17 protein-coding genes and 1 pseudogene are annotated in these 18,610 nt (G+C 49.3%); 2 read left to right on the top strand and 16 right to left on the bottom strand.

Annotated features, from left to right (window positions below):
• Nucleotides 1-158 precede the first annotated feature (158 nt).
• The 8 genes from IEW11_RS11750 to IEW11_RS11715 form a co-directional block, all read right to left on the bottom strand.
• A complete protein-coding gene (locus IEW11_RS11750; protein WP_188531259.1) occupies nucleotides 159-950 on the bottom strand; it encodes a putative hydro-lyase in 792 nt (263 codons plus the stop codon).
• 14 nt (nucleotides 951-964) lie between these two features.
• Complete coding sequence (locus IEW11_RS11745) at nucleotides 965-1,732, bottom strand: LamB/YcsF family protein (RefSeq protein ID WP_188531258.1); 768 nt, start codon at nucleotides 1,730-1,732, stop codon at nucleotides 965-967.
• Nucleotides 1,733-1,823: 91 nt separating this feature from the next.
• Nucleotides 1,824-1,982 carry a hypothetical protein gene (locus tag IEW11_RS11740; protein ID WP_188531257.1) on the bottom strand — a complete coding sequence of 53 codons (159 nt, stop codon included), beginning with the start codon at nucleotides 1,980-1,982 and terminating at the stop codon, nucleotides 1,824-1,826.
• Complete coding sequence (locus IEW11_RS11735) at nucleotides 1,983-3,443, bottom strand: sodium:solute symporter family transporter (protein ID WP_188531256.1); 1,461 nt, start codon at nucleotides 3,441-3,443, stop codon at nucleotides 1,983-1,985.
• Nucleotides 3,437-4,312: a carcinine hydrolase/isopenicillin-N N-acyltransferase family protein gene (locus IEW11_RS11730; protein ID WP_188531255.1), complete on the bottom strand. Its 876-nt coding sequence runs from the start codon at nucleotides 4,310-4,312 to the stop codon at nucleotides 3,437-3,439. The genes IEW11_RS11735 and IEW11_RS11730 overlap by 7 nt, the downstream gene beginning before the upstream one ends.
• A gap of 248 nt (nucleotides 4,313-4,560) precedes the next feature.
• Nucleotides 4,561-5,328 (bottom strand): IclR family transcriptional regulator, encoded by a 768-nt coding sequence (locus tag IEW11_RS11725; RefSeq protein WP_188531254.1) that lies wholly within the window; start codon nucleotides 5,326-5,328, stop codon nucleotides 4,561-4,563.
• A gap of 227 nt (nucleotides 5,329-5,555) precedes the next feature.
• Nucleotides 5,556-6,416, bottom strand: a complete 861-nt coding sequence (locus IEW11_RS11720; protein WP_188531420.1) for an MBL fold metallo-hydrolase — start codon at nucleotides 6,414-6,416, stop codon at nucleotides 5,556-5,558.
• A gap of 112 nt (nucleotides 6,417-6,528) precedes the next feature.
• Nucleotides 6,529-7,338: a DUF554 domain-containing protein gene (locus IEW11_RS11715; protein WP_229725187.1), complete on the bottom strand. Its 810-nt coding sequence runs from the start codon at nucleotides 7,336-7,338 to the stop codon at nucleotides 6,529-6,531.
• Nucleotides 7,339-7,439: 101 nt separating this feature from the next.
• Here IEW11_RS11715 and IEW11_RS11710 point away from each other — a divergent pair, with 101 nt between their 5' ends.
• Nucleotides 7,440-8,438 carry an aldo/keto reductase gene (locus IEW11_RS11710; protein WP_188531253.1) on the top strand — a complete coding sequence of 333 codons (999 nt, stop codon included), beginning with the start codon at nucleotides 7,440-7,442 and terminating at the stop codon, nucleotides 8,436-8,438.
• Between the two features lie 177 nt (nucleotides 8,439-8,615).
• On the opposite strand, the gene IEW11_RS11705 is transcribed toward IEW11_RS11710, so the two are convergent.
• The 3 genes from IEW11_RS11705 to IEW11_RS11695 form a co-directional block, all read right to left on the bottom strand.
• Nucleotides 8,616-8,843 carry a DNA-binding protein gene (locus IEW11_RS11705; RefSeq protein ID WP_188531252.1) on the bottom strand — a complete coding sequence of 76 codons (228 nt, stop codon included), beginning with the start codon at nucleotides 8,841-8,843 and terminating at the stop codon, nucleotides 8,616-8,618.
• A gap of 216 nt (nucleotides 8,844-9,059) precedes the next feature.
• Nucleotides 9,060-10,325, bottom strand: coding sequence for a GTPase HflX (hflX, locus tag IEW11_RS11700; protein ID WP_188531251.1), 1,266 nt, complete (start codon nucleotides 10,323-10,325; stop codon nucleotides 9,060-9,062).
• 529 nt (nucleotides 10,326-10,854) lie between these two features.
• The gene (locus IEW11_RS11695) at nucleotides 10,855-12,144 is read right to left on the bottom strand and encodes a YecA family protein (protein ID WP_188531250.1); all 1,290 of its coding nucleotides are present in this window, start codon (nucleotides 12,142-12,144) and stop codon (nucleotides 10,855-10,857) included.
• Nucleotides 12,145-12,223: 79 nt separating this feature from the next.
• On the opposite strand from IEW11_RS11695, the pseudogene IEW11_RS11690 reads away from it, so the two are divergent.
• A pseudogene (locus tag IEW11_RS11690) lies at nucleotides 12,224-12,639 on the top strand (YfbR-like 5'-deoxynucleotidase); the annotation flags it as partial.
• Between the two features lie 110 nt (nucleotides 12,640-12,749).
• Here IEW11_RS11690 and IEW11_RS11685 read toward each other — a convergent pair.
• The 5 genes from IEW11_RS11685 to IEW11_RS11665 all read right to left on the bottom strand — a co-directional run bounded on the left by IEW11_RS11685 (nucleotide 12,750) and on the right by IEW11_RS11665 (nucleotide 18,506).
• Entirely contained in the window at nucleotides 12,750-13,121 is a 372-nt protein-coding gene (locus tag IEW11_RS11685) for an STAS domain-containing protein (protein WP_188531249.1), read from the bottom strand.
• 12 nt (nucleotides 13,122-13,133) lie between these two features.
• Nucleotides 13,134-13,553 carry an ATP-binding protein gene (locus tag IEW11_RS11680; protein ID WP_188531248.1) on the bottom strand — a complete coding sequence of 140 codons (420 nt, stop codon included), beginning with the start codon at nucleotides 13,551-13,553 and terminating at the stop codon, nucleotides 13,134-13,136.
• Between the two features lie 91 nt (nucleotides 13,554-13,644).
• Nucleotides 13,645-15,261 carry a PP2C family protein-serine/threonine phosphatase gene (locus tag IEW11_RS11675; protein ID WP_188531247.1) on the bottom strand — a complete coding sequence of 539 codons (1,617 nt, stop codon included), beginning with the start codon at nucleotides 15,259-15,261 and terminating at the stop codon, nucleotides 13,645-13,647.
• Complete coding sequence (locus IEW11_RS11670) at nucleotides 15,251-16,714, bottom strand: PP2C family protein-serine/threonine phosphatase (RefSeq protein WP_188531246.1); 1,464 nt, start codon at nucleotides 16,712-16,714, stop codon at nucleotides 15,251-15,253. The genes IEW11_RS11675 and IEW11_RS11670 overlap by 11 nt, the downstream gene beginning before the upstream one ends.
• Nucleotides 16,698-18,506 carry an AfsR/SARP family transcriptional regulator gene (locus IEW11_RS11665; protein ID WP_188531245.1) on the bottom strand — a complete coding sequence of 603 codons (1,809 nt, stop codon included), beginning with the start codon at nucleotides 18,504-18,506 and terminating at the stop codon, nucleotides 16,698-16,700. The genes IEW11_RS11670 and IEW11_RS11665 overlap by 17 nt, the downstream gene beginning before the upstream one ends.
• Nucleotides 18,507-18,610 lie beyond the last annotated feature (104 nt).

Genomic DNA, 18,610 nt, shown 5'->3' with positions numbered 1-18,610 from the left:
TCTTCATGAAGCAGCTTCTAACCGTCATGGCGAACAAAAAAAATAGCTGACGGTAAGCAGTGCGAGCGGCTGCACCTCTGGTTATCCGTTGCGCGAACGGACTGCCCCGCAGGTATCGCTCTCTTTTGCTTGCCGTCAGCTATCGTTAGCTAATGATGTCAGATAATGCCAAACTTTTCATCCCGCAAGTCCGAAACAAACATATACCCGGGAGCATGCGTAATCATAAGCTCCGGCTTCACATGCATAGCCACAGCTTGCGGAGTCACGCCGCAGGCCCAGAAGACAGGAACTTCTCCTTCTTTGATCGTCACGCTGTCCCCGAAATCGGGCTTATGAATATCTTGGATGCCAATGCTTGCCGGATTTCCGATATGGACGGGAGCGCCATGGACACCCGGAAAACGGGAAGTGACCTGAACCGCCCGAACGACGTCCTTCTCCGGAATCGGGCGCATACTAACGACAGTCGGGCCTTCAAATCTCCCCGCTTTAATGCACGGAATATTCGTCTTGTACATCGGCACATTGCAATCTTCCTCGATATGCCGCACGGATATGCCGTTATTCATTAATGGATGCTCGAATGTGAAGCTGCAGCCGATCAGGAATGCGACCATATCGTCTTCCCAATAATTCATGATATCCGTTACTTCCTCGGCCAATTCTCCATGTTTATAGATTCGGTACTTCCCGATATCCGTTCTGATATCTGCGCCTGGAGCGGCCAGCAGCGGGATCGGAGAACCCGGATCCGTAACATCGATGATTGGACAAGGCTTTGGATTGCGCTGGCAGAACAACAGGAATTCGAACGCGAGCTCTTTTTTCAAAATCGCCAGATTGGCTTGTGTATATCCGTGAGCCATTCCTGATGTAGGTTTAACCAACTCATTATTCCTGATCAAGGAGCGAATCTCTGATGCATGCATTTTTGCGGGATCATTCATAATATCTCATCCTTTCATCCCCTAAGTCCTATTGCGCGTACTGAAATGCTTGATGATTCAAGAGCTTCTCGGATCTGGCGGGCAAATACTAATGCGTGCGCATTATCGCCATGAATGCAGACGGTGTCCGGCTCAATCTTGATATCGATTCCCTGCCGGGATTGTACGAGACCCTCTTTGACCATTCGCACTACATTAGCAATGGCTTGATCGTGATCGGTAATGACCGCATCCTGAAGATTTCTCGGCGTTAATGAACCATCCGACTGATACGTGCGGTCAGAGAAGACTTCCCCCGCGGTTCGCAGGCCGATTCGTTGCCCAGCCCGTATCAGCTCACTGCCGGATAGACCGAATAAAATAAGCTGCGGATTATACCGGTATACTGCCTTAGCTATCGCTTCCGCCAGCTCCCTCTTCTTGGCCGCCATATTATATAACGCACCATGCGGCTTTACATGCTGCATGCTGCCGCCTTCCGACTTCACAAATCCGTCCAACGCCCCAATCTGATAGAGCACCATGTCAAACGCATCTTGAGGGGAGATGTCCATGCTGCGCCGGCCAAACCCGACCAAGTCCGGCAGCCCGGGATGCGCGCCAATCGCGACTCCATTCTCCAGCGCAAGCTTGACCGTCCTGTGCATCACGCCAGGATCGCCGGCATGAAATCCGCATGCAATGTTTACTGACGTCACCATAGGGATTAATTGTTCATCCAGCCCCAATTGATAGGCGCCAAAGCTTTCTCCCAGGTCACAATTTAAATCCACTCGAATCATCTTGCGCGCCACCTCTTCGATCTCTTCACTGTGAACAGAAACCTAGCGTGTAGCGGCTAGGTTTCTGCATGGCATAACAATTCAATTACATTCACTTGGATTGATGATTTTTCTGCTCAGATTTCGGTTGTTTAAATGTGCTGACAAACCATTCCTTAAAACTATACCCGGCTAGAATAAAATTAGAGACAATAAACCAGGTCAACAGGACGTAGGTGACAATGACAAATGCAGTTTCACTCATTTCCATTTAAGCTTCCCCCTGACTAAATGCCTTTTCAAATTCAAAATCATGATCCGGTGCGACTAAAGTGCCAATCAGCGGGATACCCGCAGCGATGGCATGCGAGATCAAATAGCCTACCCATAAAGGTACGATCGGCTCCATTAGTCCCGCCCCAGGGATAACCGCAAAGAATAGCCCGGAGACCGTACCGGCAACCAAACCCCAGTAGGCAGCATTTTTGTTCAGCTTCTTCATAAAGACAGATAACACAAACGGCCAAGTCATTGCAAGCGTCAATGCGCCTACTGCGTAATTGAGATAAAGAATCGAGAATTGCCCTAAGCTGAAGACCGCGATTGCCAGCCCGCTGACAATGACGACAATACGGGCGACTTTCAATTCCTGATTCGGATCCATCGGAGCGTTCTTTTTAATGTAAGGGATATAAATATTTTTAACTATCAACGTAGACAATGCGTTGAGACAAGAGTCCGTAGTCGATAAAATCGTAGCGATCATAATAATCGCCATCGCATAAACGCCCCAAGTACCGAGAAGCTCGCCCACAACAGCAGGGAAAATCTCGGAAGGATTCACATTCATGCCTTGAGCCAAGCCAACCATACCCATGAGCCCTGCAACTGCTGGAATCGGCAGCCACATGAACGTCGTTCCAAGCACTAGCTTGGTTTCCGATCCTTTCTTGCTCGCGTAAACCCGCTGCCATACGCTTTGATCAATGATGGCATAGTTAATGAAGGAAAGCACACTAACCAGCAGCCATCCCGTAACACTTTCCTTCGTCCATAACAGCGTCGCCGTATCGACAGACGAGTTAACCAGGCCCTGATAGATTTCACGAGGACCGCCGGCAACCCATAAGCAGACCGGTATGACAATCGCCAGCAACACAAGCAGCATCGTGAAATGGATGACATCGGTTCCGATCGACGCTCTGAGCCCGCCGATTGTAACATACGTAATGACGATAATCGCACCGAGCATAATAGATGCTGCATGCGGAATACCAAACAAAACATTCATAACCAGACCAATAGCGGTCATCTGCAGCACAGCCCAGAAGAACGATTGCAATATGCCTACAATTGTAAACACGATATGCGTCTGTTTCCCGATCCGGGCCTTCATAAATTCAGGCAGCGTACTGATTGAAGGAGCGATCTTGCGCACCCTTTTGAATATTGGCCACCCTAACAATAAGGCTGAGATAAGAACCGAAATTCCATACATATAAAAACCGGCTACACCAAAATTATAGGCACCTTCGGCAGCCCCCATCAAGGAACTGCTCCACACCCATACTACAACCAACGAACTCATCGTCATCGGCAAGCTCATGCTCTCCCGTGCTGATAAGAAGTCATCGAGATTTTTCTTGCCATTTCGTGTTGCAAGTATAGAAACGATAACCAATATAATTCCAAAAGCAATCATCAAGGCATATCCAATCCAGCTGTTTAACATCGGTGATCCCCCTCATGTAATGTGTTCCCATCTAACGTTGTTAGCGCTGTTGTTTCTTCTCCTGTCCATTCGTTCAGCTTGAACGGTACATAACGGCCCCAACCCTGCATCTCTGCGCCTTCTCCGCATGGCGGCCCATAGCAGTACTGGAGCTCCCTATTCGCAGGATCGAGGATTTCCGAGCTTACCGTGCCTACTTTCTCCCCATGGTTACAGGTCGAGCCTCCCCAATGCGACCCCTGTTCCCTAAGATAGTGATTGCTTAAAAGCGTTTTCAAACAACCAAAGTGATCCTGATCATTGGACTCATTTTGGCTCAGCTTATACATCCCCGATTGGTAACGGACAACCGAGCACGTCTCAGCGATTTCCTGATCATTAGCAAAGGGCAGATTCAGAAAATGATTGGTGCGGATGACAGTATGACCGGGATTCCATTCGAAATGCTTTCTCGCAGGATGAATTTCGCTTACTAACAGATTACCGCGATCATCAGCGAACAAAAAATTGCCATGAACCTGTACAGGGTTTTGCTGCACATACTGTTCAATTTCTTCCAGCGTTTGAAAACTGCCCAGAATATGATCGCCAAAATCCTTGAAGCCGATGCCTCCCTGGTATAATTCAGGATTGCAATCCACATAAGCAAACGTAAAAGCGATGCCCTTCTCGTTGATTCCTCTTGTGACCATATTGGACCATGGCAGGCTGTCATCCGGACATACAAGCTCGGTCCCTATGTACTTCCAATGTTTCCCTTTGGCAAGACGAACTTTGGTCCTCGTATCCCAAGGATTGTCGCTGTTCGAAGCTAATAGGTAACGCTCCGCGCTCCGAATGGCAGCAATCGTGCATCCTGGTACAGTCATTTTTTCACCGCCTTTATTTTGTTCATTTACTCTCCAATTTGTTCCGATTTTCGGAATTATCATTCCGTTTATGTTGAATATAGAAATTATAGCTAATTCGACACTTTTTTTCAATGGGTTTGTCATAAAATATAACATGAAAATTAATGAGTCTATGCAGCAGCAGCTTTGTATGTCGATTTGGAATAAAAAAAGCCCTTCCCCCAAACCCGGAGAAGAGCATGTAAAATCTTCATTTATAACACACGTTACATCCGAACTGGCTCCTTCCGGCCCAGCTTCCGTGAAATTTCATTGGCTGCGCTCTTTACACTCTCAATCAATTCCGGCAGGCGGTCTTCCTGAAACCGGACATCAGGACCCGCGATACTGAGCCCTCCGACCACTTGACCGGTATAATCAAAAATGGGAGCCGCTAAAGAGGCGGTATGATCCTCAAGCTCGGAATGACTGACGCTGTAACCTCTTAACCTTGACTCTTCCAAGACATGACGGAGCTTCTGCTTATCTGTAATGGTACCGAGCCCGATCGGCACCAATTCAATCTCGTTCAAATATTGTTCTCTTTCCTGATCCGGCAAAAAACTGAGAATAATGCGGGAGCATGCACCAGCATAAAGCGGCGCTCTCCGTCCAATTTTCGTATAAAGCCTAACCGGATGAGTCGATTCCAGCTTCTCGATGTAGATGCACTCGTTCCGCTCCTTGACCACGAGGTTTACCGCTTCCTCAAAATCATCACGAAGCGTTTTCATAATCGGTAAGGCAGCTTGCCGTATATCCAATCTTTCGGCCACCAATTGGCCAAATTGCAGAAATAATAAACCTAGCGAATATTTACTCTCCTCATCCTTATGCAGAAATCCCATATCTTCGAGTGAACCAATCATGCGATGAATAGACGTTTTCGGCATTCCGGAAAGCTGCACCATTTCATTCAGGCTTAGCTTTTCATTCGTAAGGAAAAGATTAAGGAGGTCCAGGGATTTCACAACGGTTTTGTTTTTGTTGAGCATCTGTCAGCCTCCATAAATATCGGACTAAAAAAATCGTATTTCTGAGTATATAATTATACATCGTTTTCGGCGTTTTTCAATCGATTAGACGTATTGCTTTGTTAATTTTATTTACATGGCACGCCTCTTGCACATTTCGGCGAGACGTATCCTTAATGATGGATACGGCAAAAAGAACACCTGGCTGGCAAGGTGCTCTTCAAGGTTATTCATCGTTATTAAAGCTGTTAATGTTTAACCTCATCAACATATATTCCATGATCCGGAACCGCAATACGGTCAAATTCACTTACTAGCTGTTGTAAACTATCCAGCAATATTTGTCCTTCCATTGGCATTCCATGACCCGTAACGGCGGCCGAAGGCATCAATGCTTCCAATTTCGCAACTGATTCCTTGGCTGCTTGCCAATCCGTTGTAAAATATTTAGGAGGCCCGCTGATTTCCTGTTCCTGCGTGATAACCTTATACAGCGATTCTTGTTTAACCGTCACAAACGCATCGCCTGCAATGAGCGAACGGTCGCCTTCTCTAAATAAAGAGATATGCCCTGGCGTATGTCCCGGTGTATGAATCCAATGCCAGCCGGGCATTCCAGGAACGCTTCCATCGGATGGAAGCTGCTTTGCATGATTGCCCAAATCGATAGGCTCATTAGGAAAGATTGGGGACATTCTAGCTACTAAGCCGCCGCCAACAGAGGGATCAGGTTCGGGATATTCCAGCTTTCCTGTCAAATAAGGCAATTCTAATTCATGTGCATACACAGGAACCTTCCAGTGGTTAATGAGTTCAATAATAGCCCCGACATGATCGAAATGACCGTGTGTCAACACAATGGCTTGGGGACGGCTTTTTCGGCCGAACCGTTCCTCTGCAGCAGAAATAATATCATCCGCGGATTTTGGCATACCTGCATCCACCAACACCCATTTATCCTGATGGTTTGGATGGCCCACGAAACAAATATTTACAATTTGAATGGTTTGGCAGAATATGTCCGATGCCACCTCATGGCCGCGGCCGCTTTCTATAGATGTTGCAGGAATATATTTATAGTCCGTACCATAGGCCATTTCCTTTTCCATCATTCAAACCCTCTCTTCTTGCATTACTGGAATTATTAAGCACTGAGCTTAATGTCTCCAATTTTATAACTCGCCATTCCACTTTAAATACATATCCTCTCGATTACGGCAATCATACAGCCATTATAATACCCATGATAACCACAGAAGGCAGCATGTTGGCGACATTGATCTTTGTGAGCTCCAGCATATTGATTCCAATCCCGATAATTAAAAGTCCGCCTACTGCAGACACTTCCACGGTAAGGAACTGGACCTGCTCCAAGCTTAGCAGTGAGGCAGCGGCCGCAGCAGCGAGCGCGATGAACCCTTGGTATGCAAAGACCGGTACTGCGGAGAACATCACCCCGATGCCCAGCGTCGAAGCAAAGATCAGCGCCAGCAGCCCGTCCATCAGCGATTTGGCGTACAAAATATCATGGTTATGGCGAACTCCGCTGTCCACAGCGCCCAGGATCGCCATAGCCCCGATGCAGAACACCAATGCCGCGGTGACAAATCCTTTGCCCACTGATGATTCTTTGCGGTTTGGAACAAGGCGCTCCAGCCACTGCCCTGCCTGTTCAAATCTGCGCTCCACTTGGATCCATTCGCCCAGAATGCTGCCCGCCACGAGGCTGATCAGCATCCACAAGTAATTCGTCGTTTTCATCGCCATCATGATGCCTAGCACGCACAGCGCAATACCGATCCCCTGTGTAACGGTTCGCTTGAACTGCTCGCTCATCTTCGGCAGGATAAGCCCTAACAGACTGCCCGCAATAATGGCAGCCGCATTCACAATACTTCCCCATAAAATCATGCTGCAAGATCCTTTCTTTCGGTTGCCGGCAAAGGCGTCCTCCACGCCAACGCAGGCATCTTCACAAGCGCTTGTCATCTCCGAACGTTCGCTGGCCACAAGCTGGAATCGCCCCTCCATCGTAACATTCGCTTATTCGCATACTCGCAATTATAATACCAAACTGTACTGTAGTATAATGGAAAAAATAAAACCTAATCATAAAACGGCAGGAGGTCCATATGGAATACGTTTATTTGGGAAGAACCGGGCTGCAGGTATCGCGTTTTTGTCTGGGCACGATGACTTACGGGGATTGGGATCTGGATGAAAAAACGTCTTTGTCGATCATTGATCGGGTTTTGGACTCGGGCATTAATTTTTTCGATATGGCGGATACCTACGGCAAGGGAACGACTGAGGAGATCATCGGCAAGGCGCTGCAGGGGCGCCGGGATCGCGTAATTGTGGCAACGAAGTTCAAGGTACGCACGGCGGAAGGGCCCAATGGCGAGGGCGCAAGCCGCTACCGGATCATGAAACAGGTTGAGGCCAGCCTCAAACGGCTGAATACAGACTATATTGATTTATATCAAGTACATAGACCCGATCCTAACACGCCTCTTGACGAGACGCTGCGCGCGCTGGATGATCTCGTTACGCAGGGCAAAGTCCGCTATATCGGCTGCTCCAATTTCGAAGCATGGCGGATCGTCGAGTCTCTCTGGGTAAGCGAAAAAATGAACCTGGAGCGTTTTGTCACGAACCAGCCTGCCTACAATATCTTCAACCGCTACATTGAGCAGGAAATCCTGCCGGCCAGTGAACGGCATGGGATCGCAACATTGGCCTATTCTCCTTTGGATGGGGGTTGGCTGTCAGGTAAGTACCGTACCGGAAAGCCGCTTCCGGACAATTCCAGGGGAGAACGCATGAATCTTGAATCCCCCGAAAACAGCGCCAAATTAGAGCGGGTCGAGCAGCTTGGCAGATGGGCTGAATCCCGAGGGATGCAGCTTGGGCAATTTGCTTTAGCCTGGCTGCTGCACCGTCCGAATGTCATCCCGGTTGTAGGGATACGTAATGAGAAGCAGCTGGAAAGCAACCTACACGCGCTGCAGGTAAAGCTGACAGAGGAAGATTTGGCGCAGGTGAATCAGGTGTCGCCAAGTCCTTATAAAGACTTTTCGCAGGACGGCAGCTTCTGGTTTAACGAGCCGCGGGCATATCGGTTTAAGTAATTGTCGGAGGTTGACCGCAACCCCCTCATTAAATATGAATGCTTTCCCGGCAAAAACCCCGCTTATCGTTCTTGATAGGCGGGGTGAGCTTGTCGATAAACCAACTACAGGTGTAGTCGGCCAGCCTCGCAATAATAAAAAAACAAAAACACCTTATCGGTGTTAACAATACGTCATTTATGAATCTTTAACTATCTCATCTATTTCACTTTTTAATAAAAGGTACCTATGAACACTTCTCGTGATCGGCACTTTAGTTAGCCCGCTTTTATCTACGTAAGTTTTCATTTGATCCTTTGTAAGACCTAATAAATTCCCTGCTTCTGTAACGGTTAATACAACTTCATTACTTGTAGCATTAAAAGTTTTCTTCACTTTTTGATTCCAGTCCTCGAATACATGCATAGATCTGCAACCTTTCTATCCTTAGCCCTTAACTTTTCCGGACTGAATACTTTTTATTATAGCACAATAATAAGCTTTTTTCCTAAGAGGTATGTTTTGTTCCCTGTGAGAGACTATCGTGCTATCCAACAGCGGTGATAGCTGCAGTCCCATCCCTATGTCCGCAACAAAGCAGAGCACCCCTTGGGTGCTCTGCTTTGTTGTACCATAATTTGTTTAGATGACGATAACATCGTTCCGGTAACGCTCGAAGTCAGCTCTCCGGCATTCCAACTTCATGCGGGTGCCTTCCGGCTCATAGCTGGTCCAGAGAACATGGGCATGCTCGTTGAAGTAAGCAACGAGGCGTCCTTGATGGAACGGAATTAATATTTCGCATTCCATATAATCGTCATAGATCTGTCCGCGAATAAGCCCGATGAGCTCATCGAGTCCGCTATTTTGCTTAACCGAAAGATACACGCTGTTATCCTGCACCTTCGGGTATTCCTGCTCTGTTAAATCACATTTGTTGTAGGCGTAAATCGTCGAAATGTCGTAAGCGCCCAAAGCTTTTAACGTATCATTCGTGACAGATACAAGCTGCTCGTATTCGTCTTGCGAATAGTCCACGACATGGACGAGCAGGTCGGCTTCGGCCACCTCCTCCAGCGTGGAACGGAACGCTTTGACCAGGTGATGGGGCAGCTGGCTGACGAACCCGACCGTATCCGTTAGCAGAAAGGATTTGTTGTCGGGCATCTCAATGCTTCTCACTGATGTTTCCAGCGTTGCGAACAGCATATCCTGGGCAAAAACCTGCTTATCGGTATCCGGATTGTATTTCTCCAGCAGAGCATTCATCAAGCTCGATTTTCCCGTATTCGTATAGCCGACGAGACAAACGACCGGCACCTCATTTTTCTGACGCTGCTTGCGCTGAATTTGGCGTCTGGCAACGAGCTTCTCCAGCTCGCCTTGAAGCGCCGTTATCCGCTCTTCGATTCTTCTGCGATCCAGCTCCAGCTTCGTTTCGCCAGCGCCTTTGTTCTTAAGACCTGCGCCGCCGCCCTGCCGTCCTAATGATTCACGAAGTCCGACCAGCCGGGGGAGCATATATTGAAGCCGGGCAACCTCTACCTGTAGCTGGGCCTCTCTTGTCTTCGCCCGTTCCGCGAAAATATCCAAAATAAGAATCGTCCGGTCGATGACCGTCCGCTCCAAGGCAGCCTCCAGATTGCGGATTTGGGAAGGTGACAGCTCGTCGTTAAAAATAATGACCTGTGCATCATGCGCTTCCGCTAAAGCCCGCAGCTCATCGATCTTGCCGGTTCCAATATAGTGGGAAGGATTCACGCGGGCTGCTTTCTGACTAAGCTCATCGGCGACATCAATATTGCAGGCGTCAGCCAGATTGCGCAGCTCCTGCATAGAATAGGCAAAGTCGGTCTGATTCTGCAGCTGGACGCCGACGATAATGGCTTTTTGTTTAGGTTGTTCCATTTATTCATCATCCTTCATAGTTAATTTGACACACAAAAAAACACAGGCATCTCTGCCTGTGTTCACAGATATTCGTGCGAGGAAATCAGGAAATTCCATGAAGGAAATGGAGTCCCTGTCATCGGGATGTTTGGCTTTCAATGGCAGTGAACAGCAGGACCGCCGGGTGAGATGAAGATTACCCATCCAGCGTTCGAGCCGTCGTCAAGCGTTCATGCTTGTGCTATGAAATCATCCGTTCTAAAGGCGAATGCGAAATCGTCGTCATTTCCGATCGTCGCTTCTTCGTATTCATCCATATGGGTTACCTTCAAAATGGACAGACCAATCCTGAGTCCTCTGCACGCAGGCAGAGCTTTGGCGCTATTCAATTAGCTGCGCAAAGACCTCAATCGGATAAAGTCTATCACACGTAACCCTCCGTTCCTGTAAATTAGTTACAGTGTAGCACAACCGCCCGTGAGGGGCAAATCTTTTTGATGGTTTCTGTCTGCGGATGATGCAGATAAAAAGAGGTGCTTCAGGCGGCTTATTTATCACAGCATTTTTTATATTTCAAGCCGCTCCCGCATGGGCATGGATCGTTTCTGCCGATTTTTAGCGGAACGACTCTCTGGCCTAGTATCACCGGATTGACGCGATTTCCCCTTGTGGCCGATAATTCTGCGGGTGTATGTCCACAATTGGACCACAGTCGGGTATGGTTGTAGACCTCAGTAACCAAATGTGCGATTTTTTTGGCTTGATCGAAGGTTTGAAACTCAATGCCTCTCCTCTCCAATTCGTTAAAGACCACCTGCAGGGGCTCTTCCATGGAACACAGGAGCTGGATATCATGAATAAGATTATCTGCCAAAACGGAATTATCGTTTAACTGATTAAGAATAAACAATCTCAGCTGCATCAACTGCGGAGTCATTTCAAAATAAAAATCATCCTCATATCTAAGCAATTCCTCATTGTTCGGAACATAGCGGGGTTTGTTTTCAATCTTCCGAAGCAATGTCTCAAATTCATCAGGAGCTGAATCGAAATAACTGTTTGCCAAGTAACCATCCATCCAGCAGTATGTCTGGGATCTTCGTAAATGAAAATTCGCTATATGCAGAAGCTCCGACATATGCAGTTTCTCATGATTTTGATTATTGAAAATCTCGATGAGCAGCTCGGGCTTACAAACTCCATATAGATGAACTACTGCCTGAATATATTGAAGAACTAGTTGATGGCGCTCTCGCATACGATTAAGGGACAACCAATCCAGTTGTTCATTTAGTTCCCTGAATTCTTCAGGGATAACAAAATACAATTTGTCGTCTTTATCCATAAATACATGCAACAAGCCGTTGTCCATGAAAAAAAGGCAAACACCAGGAACGAGGTTGTCGTCTTTCACATAAGACTCACGGATTAGCACTTGATAAAGGCTGAACTCATCCTCGCGCGCCAAGCGCAGCAGCTCTTCCACAAACATGCTGTCTAGAATATACTCTTGCAAAGCTTTAGCAAGCTCCTGCTTATTCATCTTTGAACGTCCGGACAGGTTGACTGATCTTGCGATGTCGGACAAGCGGATCTTGCTCAGCAGCGACAAGATCTCCGACAAATTCTGTTTTACTTCACCCCGAATCGCATACTCAGCATGCATGAGTTTATATAAGTGTGAAAATTCAGTCGCCATATGATTTCGATCCCCTTTATTATTTGGGACTAGTTTATCACAATAACGAGCACCCAAACCAGCGGCAGGTAAAGATAGCGAGAGAGTTGAACCCCTGTCCGAAGATAACGGCACGTAAGCTTCTACGGGTGTAGCCACAGATTTGATGTCACGAACACTATTCTATCAGATTTATGTAATAACTCCCTGTTTCCGTTAATTATCCATTAACAAATGTAAATTCAAATTTCAGGAGCATAGCGTAGCTGCTCATTCCTGGAAGGTAGTTCAATATGCCAAGACATTGGCGGATATTGAAGAAAGTAATGGAGTCACTGTGGATTGGAAAAAGCTCTACGAAATAACTAGCAGTCATGATTACGGGGAAATTTTTATAGGAGATATTAAAACACCTGTGAAGCACTACTCGCTAGAACTTCGAGCGATGCTGCAAAAAGTAGAAGAAGGAATGGTCGAGGCAACACAGAAAAGGAATTCATCCTGATGTATCGAAATGCACTTATAAAAATTAAAGGAATCAAGCTTCATTGCGTGAAATACTTTATTCAAAATATTTTACCTGATATGGTTAGTGAAGGATCAAGATCTCCTATAGATATTGATAAGATTACGAGGGATGCGTTAGCGTCATAATAATGTTACTTCTTTTCAATCTTTCTTATATTCCTCTGACTTTCTACCACAAGGGAAGAGAGAACTATACGGCCATCCGCCATATTGGATTTAATACAGCTTTTTCTAACTCATTCACCTTGCGCCTCCAAGTGCTCAATCCGCTGCACAATTGCTTCTTCATTGGGGTAGATCATCATATGCTCCGTTAAACCGACCATCCGGAACAGCTTCTGATAATGGGGGGTTACGCCATAAGCGAACGTCTGGCAGCCCGCCCTCAGCAGCGGCCGGATGATTCGGATCAGCACGGCGAGCCCGATGCTGTTGATATAAGGCACCTCTGTGAAATTAAGAATCAGGAACCGTCTGCCTTGGCCCAGCCCCTTCTCCCACTCGCACAATTCAAGCATGACTTCCTCCGCTTGATTGGACAGATCCCCTTTAAGATCGTAGATGACTGTTCCCCCTGCGATCCGTTTATCTGCGCGAAATTCATTCATTGCCGCAACCTCCTATCGATAAAATATGATGTCCAAATAGACCTCTCCGTTCTCGCTCCCAAACGCGGCATGATCGGAAAGCCTTCGGATGAGAAACAGCCCCCATCCCCGCGGATGCTCCTCCAGCCATTTGTCCGGCAGCGGCAGTTCATCCTGTACAACCGGCATATTGGAGCCGTGATCAATGATGCGGAATTTATATTTTTCGCCATCGATGGTTAATTGAAGCGTAACGGGAAGACGGAAGTCAGCAAGATTTCCATGTTCAATGGCATTCAGACAAGCTTCCGCAATCGCGGTCAGCATATCCTCGATTCGTTGTTCGCCGGGACAGATCCGGGAAATCGCGGTTTTCACCTTTTGCATGACCGCTTTTTCACTGCCGTAGGCGCTGGGCATAACCCATTGTTGTTCAAAAATGGCTTCCTTCATCCGTCTCCCTTCTTTCCTCATCCTTCTTCCCCAACAGACAGCAATTACACTGTACCCCATTTTATTGGAAGCATTTAACGGAAATCTTACATTATTCCTGCTCATGCCATTTCAAAAGCACCAGAGTCCTGTCATCGTCAGGGCCCTCCTGCCCCAAAGCTTCCAGACTCCCGATGATCTCCGAAACCTGTTCATTCAACTCCCGCCCGGGCGACAATTGTCTGAGCTGCTGTTCCCACCACTCAAAACCGAGCATACTTCCGGAGGCATGACGGCTCTCGATAATGCCGTCGGTATATAGAACAAAGATATCTCCCGGGGCCAACGTATGAAGCGTTCCTTGATAGCGCTCGTCCCAAACCATGCCAAGCGGATAGGAGGAGCCCTGCCATTCCATCACTTGCCCGCTGCGGATCAGATACGGGTCGAGATGGCCGGCGCTGGCATAATCCAGCTCCACCTGACCGGAGGACAAATCAAGAATCGCCAGACCAAGCGTGGTGTACAGCTTCCCTTGCGTCATCTGGAATACATGCCGGTTAAGCCGGGTAAGGATGTCACCTGCTGAACCGCCTTTGACCGCTTCGGTGCGCAGCCCCGTCATCATGGCGGACATCAGCAGCGCGGACGGAAGCCCTTTGCCCGCCACATCGCCGATCGCAACACAATAGCGCTGGCCTGCGAGCGGGATCACATCGTAGAAGTCGCCCCCTACTTCATGGCATTGCTGACAGGAAACCGCGACCTCCATCCCGTTCATGTCCGGAAAGTCCTTGGGCAGCAGCCGGTTCTGGACGGTATATGCCAGCTTAAGCTGCTGATTCACCTCTTCATAAGCCGATTCCATCCGGTATTGAAGGGCGTTCAGCGCATCGGTCAATCTGCCCGTTTCTTCAAGCGATGTAATCGGAACCTGCTGATGCAGACTCGTTTTCATTCCGCGGGACAACGCATAGAGCCGGTCGATCAGCAAGCGCAGCTCCTTGCGAAGTCCGATAATATATACGGAAAAGATCACAATGGCAAAGACCGAATAAATAACTGCCAACAGAAGAAAATCTCCGAGCCGAAACAGACCGGAAGCCGACTGGTCAATGAACCTTGCTGCGGGCGCAAACGTAATAATAAAACAGGAAAATGCGGATACCGCAATGAATCGTACTGCGGAATGCCGTCGGTCTCCGATCAATGTCGTGACATTGAGCTGTACCACATAGCCGTGGAGCAGCCACCTCGAAGCGCTGAGCAGCAGGAAGGCCAGAATCAACGCAATACCCAGCTCTCTCACAACGCTTCCGAGCAGATTGAGCAGTCTCTCCAGCGTATCGACGGTCCGGTATCCCTGAAGAATTTCCACGGCATGATATATCATCATAAACAGCAGTGAAATTATCAGCATTCCCTTGAATAACTCCATCGGAAAATTCACTAACCGTCTGAACACCACACCTTTATCGACCTGCCTCTCAGGATGCCGCCAACTGCTTATCACCGGATAGAGCCGCCAACAGGAAATAATGAGCAGCAAAGCCGCAATGACAAGGTCACTCAGCAGCACGAACGGGATATTGAACGACAACAGCTGGTTCAGCGTACGTCCATGGATAATCATATTATTCAGAAAAATAAATAGCGACCCGCCGAACAACGCTGCGATATATACGGCTACCAGCTTCAGCAGCAGAACGGCCGACCGGTTAGCTCCCAATCCGATCCCCTCCGCTTCTGTGGGCTGTAATGGAGCTCTGATTGTCTGAATAAAGCGCGATCCTGCATTCCTCCGGATGCAGCGGGTAATTCATGCCTTCATAACGCTGCTGAGGATGACTGCCCAACGGCTCTGCGCCGGGGGCGGCCTCCATGCATGCTTCCGGCTGAACGATCCGCAGGTGCATCCTGCCTGCCGAAGCATATTCCATGATCCGCTGTTCATGATCAATAATGGCAAGCGCGATATGCACATGCATATTGTCCTGGACGATATCGGCCAGCGAGCGGTTCAATTCCGTCAGCAAACCGCCTGCTGACGATGTGCCCTGTATGTTGGTCCGCAGAAGCATAACCAGTGCGGACATCACGAGAGCAGCAGGCATTCCCTGACCCTCAACAGTGCCTGCCGTAATGGCAAACCGGCTGCCGGTCAAGGGCAGCACATCGCAGAATCCTCCCCCGACCTCCTTACCCTTCGGCCTGCCGGACGACCCGTCAAGCTTCCAGCCCAGCCATTCCTGCGGGTGGTGGGCAAAGAGCTGCTCCTGCACACGAAAGGCCAGATCCAATTCGCGGTCCAGTCTCGCATATTCCATCTCGAACCGGTCTTGAAGCGTATTGAATGCTGCGGTCAGATGTCCGGATTCATAAGGTGAAACGACAGGCACCTTGCTCCGCAGCCCTTCCCGCTCCATTCCGGCCACCTCCCGCAGCCTGATTGTCATCCAATCCAAATCGCGGAACAGATAGAATGCGGTCATGGTGATGACAATCAAGGTTATAATAAACACCACCGCTCCAATGATAAACAGCATCGCCTGCTGAGGCTCCCTCCCGGCTGCCCCGCTGTTCAATGTGTACCACAGCATACGGATCAGCATGTAGCCAAGACCGCAGCTGAGAATCAGGATCAGATTCACCGCGGCACTTCTGAACCGCGACGATTCCTGATAATAGATGCGCAGCCTGCGGATGCGGGAACGCAGAAACCACCTTGCAGCGCTGTAGTGGATCATCCCGAAGGCCGTAAACGTGCTCAGATTGGAGAGTGTGCTTTTCCAATATCGAACCGCCGTGCTCTCCGGCCAGGGAGGGAGACCGTAGACCGAGAATTGATATACCTGTGAAACAAGCATACTGCTGCCTATAAAAAAAATCAGCAGCTCCCTAGGGAAATTTGTAAGCCGGACCCATTGCCGCAGCTCCACATCGGAAGCAGGACCCGGGCCGGGCCGATCCTGCAAATTGTTAAGCCGGATGACAGTGAATACGCTGAGCAATAGAATGATAACAGGAAATCCGATAACCAGACCGGTCAAGACCTTCATCAGATGTTCGTCCGGGCTGGCGTGAACATATTTGTTGGAGAGGAATATACCGGTCGATCCCACTGCGGCAAGCACTATATAAACGCCGATCAGCTGCAGCCGGATATCACGAAAGATGTTCAACGCCGCTCCCCCTTAACAGTCTGCGGATCTCTTCTGATGGTTCCGTCCCCAATTCATTCCTGCACCGCACAGCAAACTTTTCATACACGTTCGCAGCCTCGACATGGCGCTTCATCCGAATAAGCAGCTGTATAAGCTGCTGATAGGCTTCCTCCTGATCAGGCCGGAGCCGGAGCCATTCCTGACAATAGGTTTCTTCAAGGGCATGATCCCGCTGCTCCTCCGCCATCAGACACAACTTGCGGATAACGGCCGTCTGTTTTTCCAGCACATACTCCCTCATGCTGTCCAGCCAGGAGAAATACGGAAGCTCGGGGAGAAGCTCCTGATATATAACATAAGCCTCCTGATACAGCTCATAAGACAGTGAGCGATCCTTGAGCCAGAGCTGATCCGCTACACGCAGCAGCGCCAGATAACGCTCCACATCGACATACTCGATTGCATCCTCGCGCAGCACGACGCTGCCTTCACGCATACTGATTCCATCGTGGACCGACAGCTCATCATAGAGCGTCTGTTTAAGCTGATGAATAATCACATAGAGCAATTTATTCGCTTTCACCGGGTCTTCTCCCAACTGCAGCAGCTCCGTCAGCTGCTCCTTCGGAGAAGAATATTTGGGTTGGAGCAGCAGATAGACACAGAGCTCCTGCGCTTTCTTCCGTTTCCAGCGAATATGTCGGACCTCATCGGCACCGCGTTCAAAGGACAGTCCGCCGAAGAAGCTCACTCTCCACCCGGATTGCCGGGCAGGCCGCTCCTGCGGGACTTGTGCCGTCAGCTCAGCCGGTGCAGGGGATGCCACAGCAGGAGCGGCCGGCAGCCGCAAATACTTGCCGATAAACCCTGCCTCGGTAAGGGCCGCTTCTGCCTCTCCGGTCCGCCCGAGCCGCCGGCAGCCCTCCGAGATCAGGAGCAGAACAGAATGCTGCAGCTGCAGGTCGGCGGAATACCTCCGCCTGAGCACATGCAGCGTTTCCATCGAACTGTCTGCCTCATGAGGGGCAATCTCTGCAGCAGCGCGAAATAAAATCAGCTGCGCATAAACCCGGCGGAGATAGCTCTCCCCTTCTTCTCCAGAATCGATCAATGGCTGCAATCGCGAATACGCAAGCTCCCATTGCTGCTGACGGGCATCCTTAAGCGCCAGCATCCATGCCTTGTTAAAGGCGCTTCCTCCCGACTCGCCGCCCCACCTCTGCAATCTCCATGCCATATCCGCCCATTCGCCCGGATCCAGTTCATCGCCGCAGTGCAGCAGCAGCTCTGCCAGAACATCGGCCGCCTCGCTGATGCGCTGCCTCCGGTCGTAAAACTCGACCGCATCGATATACCACTGCTTGGCAAAGCGCATGGAGCCGATCAGCCTGCTGCCGGCTGCCAAAACGGACAGCAGCCCGCCGCTGTGCTCCTCCGGCTTCATCCGCTCATATTCCTGCTTGAGAAACTTAAGCAGCGTCTCCGCCTCAGCCGTTTCACCCAGTCTAAGCAGGACATGGGTGAACGCACACATCGCCGACAGCAGTCCCGCCGGATAAGGCATTGAGCCAAAGCCCTTCACCGCCAGCTCCAGCCATTGCCTGGCTTCATGGAGTTCTCCCTTGCGGCAGCAAATCCCGCCCAGCGCCTGCATCAGAATCGGAGAAGCATGCAGGCTCTCCCGCGGCAATCGGCGAAGCGCTGCCTCATCGAGCTTTCCGCCTTCGAGCACCTTGCCTTCCATGCGTATATATGCATCCGCAAACCGCTTTTGCCGCAACAAGCCGTCGATCTGTTCATCCGGCGTCACAGGCTTGCCACCACCCTTTGACTTCGTTCCTTCATCATCGTTAAGATCGTGTTTTTATTGCTTATAGTATAGCAAAAAAAAAGCGCTTGCGGCGCCTCTTTTGC

It is taken from the genome of Paenibacillus abyssi, assembly GCF_014640295.1.
Lineage (GTDB): Bacteria > Bacillota > Bacilli > Paenibacillales > Paenibacillaceae > Paenibacillus_D > Paenibacillus_D abyssi.
Note: the sequence above shows the minus strand (reverse complement) of the source record. Positions and strands in the feature narration are given on the sequence as shown.